Source organism: Nocardioides sp. (assembly GCF_047607365.1).
In the GTDB taxonomy this organism is placed as follows: Bacteria; Actinomycetota; Actinomycetes; order Propionibacteriales; family Nocardioidaceae; genus Nocardioides.
Window position 1 is genome coordinate 1 of the sequence record NZ_JASGDD010000088.1, and the last position, 2,819, is coordinate 2,819.

The 2,819-nt window shown below is 76.8% G+C and carries 3 protein-coding genes; 1 reads left to right on the top strand and 2 read right to left on the bottom strand.

The features are described 5' to 3' along the window. Together QM572_RS06665 and QM572_RS06670 are read right to left on the bottom strand one after the other, a co-directional pair. Positions 1 to 1,648 (bottom strand): helicase-associated domain-containing protein (locus tag QM572_RS06665; RefSeq protein WP_415091325.1); only part of this gene is annotated, 1,648 nt, incomplete at its 3' end. Positions 1,649 to 1,691: 43 nt separating this feature from the next. Further along, positions 1,692 to 1,871: a hypothetical protein gene (locus QM572_RS06670; RefSeq protein WP_415091327.1), complete on the bottom strand. Its 180-nt coding sequence runs from the start codon at positions 1,869 to 1,871 to the stop codon at positions 1,692 to 1,694. 41 nt (positions 1,872 to 1,912) lie between these two features. Here QM572_RS06670 and QM572_RS06675 point away from each other — a divergent pair. Continuing rightward, on the top strand, positions 1,913 to 2,819 hold a 907-nt coding region (locus tag QM572_RS06675; protein ID WP_415091329.1), incomplete at its 3' end, for a hypothetical protein.

The following is a 2,819-nucleotide window of genomic DNA, read 5'->3' on the forward strand; positions in this document are numbered from 1 at the left end:
GCGGGCTCCGGGCGCGGTGCGCGTCCGGGCGCGCGACGTGGACCGAGCCGTCCGCCGCCTCGACGACGGGCGCCGCGCCGAGCTCGCGCATCCGGGGGAGGAGCACGTCGATCGGGATCGTGGAGACGAGGACGGTCGGGGCGATCCGCCGCAGGCCGAGGCTGCCGGCCTTCGGGTGGTGCAGGAGCTCGACGAGTGCCTGCTCGTCGTCGGCGCGCAGGAACGCCTCGGCATGCCCGATCCGGATGCGACCGTAGGTGCGGGCGGTGTCGTCGACGAGATAGGTCAGCGGCTGCGGCACCGGCGTGCGCGACACCGACGCGAGGAAGGTGTGGATCTCGCCCGCACTCCACCCCGCGTCCAGCGCTCCGCGCACGCTGCCGGTCGTGAACCGGTAGACCGTCGCCCCGCCGCGCGACTCCACGTCGGCGAGGAGCCCGAGCTGTCGCGCGAGCCCCGGCTGCAGCGGCCCCGGCGCGACGGCGGTCAGGTCGGCCTGGAGCAGCACGTGGTCCACCGGCGTGGGCAGCAGCGCGTCCAGCGCCTCGACGGCCTCGGACGTCTCGCCCGCCCGCAGCAGTCGCGCGTACGACGCCAGGCCGTCGAGCCCGGTCAGGCCCAGCGATCCCGCCTCGGTCAGGGTCCACAGCACCTGCCGCTCCCGCGACCGCGGCCGCCGTGGGCGCAGCCAGGCGAGCCGCCCGATGAGCGCCGGCGGCCCGGTGGTGGCCGCCGGCACCTCGCCCTGGGGCAGCTCCGCGAGCGCGTCGAGGGTCATCGTCCTGGTCTCGGCCAGGCCCCGGGAGACGAGCTCGGGCACGAGCGCGTTGACCGGCTTCCCGCCCTGGTCGCGGCCGCCGACCAGGCCCGGCGCCCGCTCCAGGGCGAGCCAGGCGCGGGCGATCCCCACCCAGCGCTCGGCGACCCCGAGCGCCGCCCAGGCGTCGGCGGCGTCGGTCGGCATCCAGGTGGGATTGCCGTCCTCGTCGGCGGCGGTCGCCACCAGCCCCGCGGCCTGGGCGACCTCCGCGAGCAGCGCCGCCTGCGGCTCGTCGACCTGGAGCCTGGCGGCCAGGGCGCGCAGCTCCCGGACGCCGAGCCCGCCGGAGCGCAGCGCGGGCGCCGGGTGGAGGCTCCAGGTGTCGAGGAGCAGCTCGATCCGGCGTACGGCCTCGAAGGCGGCGCCCGCCGCGGCACGGTCGACCAGGTCGGGTGCCCGCGAGGTGGTCGGGACGCCGGGCGGCTCGGGGGAGGTCGAGGTCGGGAACGCTCCGGGAGCGAGCGCCTCGGCGACCCCGCTCACGACCCGCAGTCCGGTCGAGGACGACCAGACCAGCGCCCGGGAGAGGAGCCCGTCGAGGGTGTCGGCGACGGCGGGCCCCCGCTCGAGGAGCGAGTCGGGGGAGACCGGCTGCGACGTGAGCACCGCCCCGACGAGCGCGAGCTCGAAGTGGGTCAGCCCATCGAGGGCGCGCTGCGCGCTGGCGCGGGTGGAGGCGCGCGAGGCGAGCTGCGCCGAGTCCTGCGGAGCCGGCGAGGCGAGGTCGGGGCGGGCGCGCAGCAGCGCGGTCAGTCGCCCGTCGTCCCAGGTCCGCAACTGGTCGGCGAGCGAGCGGTGCCCCTCGGCCGTCGCCGAACCCGTGCTCATCCCTCCCACGGTAGTGGGTGACCCGTCAGCGGCCGTCGAGCGATCAGCCGCGGACCCTGACCGCGACCCGGACGGGCTTCGCGGCGTTGCCGGCCAGGTCGGTCATCTCCCGCGTATCCCCCGCGCGAGGACCGGCTTCGTGCGCCGCGTGGTCGCAAGGAACGCCGTCGGAGCCGGGTGGGGAGCGGGTCGGGAAGGGGGCGGCGCCCGCCCGCAGGCTCATCCCTCCCGCGGTGGCCGCGCGGTATGTGGTGGGATATGTGCGTGGCAATTCCGACTTCGTCCCGGACGCTCTCCTACCGTCCCGGCAGCTGGCTGGGGATCGTCGGCGTGAACGCGACCGTGCTGCTGCCCGGATCCGAGAAGGCGCGCGCGGGCGCGCTGTGGTCCCTCGTCGACGACGGCGCCGGCTTCGACGCCGTCCTCGACGCCCTCGTCGCGGGTGGACTGTCCGCCCTGCCCGGCTTCGTCCTGCTCTCGGCCACCGACGAGAACGTACGCGTCCTCGTGCGCGGTGGGGCCAGTGCCACCTTCGACGCCGCCGACGGCCCGCTGGTCGTCGCCGCCGACGCCGGCTCGATGTGGAGCGAGCGCACCGTCCCGGCCACCGACTTCGCGATCACGCTCCCCGACGAGCCGGCCGAGGGCCAGCCGCTCGCGGTGACCGACGGCCTCGTGCGCCTGGGCTCGCTGGAGACGCCGTCGTCGGCGACCGGCCTGGCGCCGGTCGTCCACCTCGCCCCGCTGTCGAGCTCGCTCGCCGACTCCACGGAGATCCCCGCCGCCGACGTGGACTTCCTCTCCGGGGAGCTGCCACCCGCACCGACGTTCCCGCCGCCGCCCGCCCCGCCCGCCGCTGTGCTCGGCGCCGAGCTCGACCTCGATGACGACCTCGACGACGAGGGCGACGACGAGTCGCTGGACGACCTCGACGACGGGGAGGACGAGCTCGACGAGCTCGTCGAGGAGCCGCCCGGCGACGTCCACGACCCGCTGCTCGACCCGCTCAGCGGCGACCTGCTCGACGAGGCGCCCACCGACGACATCCCGGTGGTCGAGGAGACGCTGCGCGGTGCTCCGCCGTCCGCGCCGCCGTCGTGGACCCCGGCCGTCGCGGGCGTGCCGCCCGTGCCGGTCCCGCCCGTGCCGCCGGTGGTCGGCCTGCCGTCCA

What these genes read in the sequence shown, in the direction of transcription:
- QM572_RS06670 (WP_415091327.1), bottom strand. Translation starts at nt 1,871, where the DNA reads ATGAGCCTGCGGGCGGGCGCCGCCCCCTTCCCGACCCGCTCCCCACCC.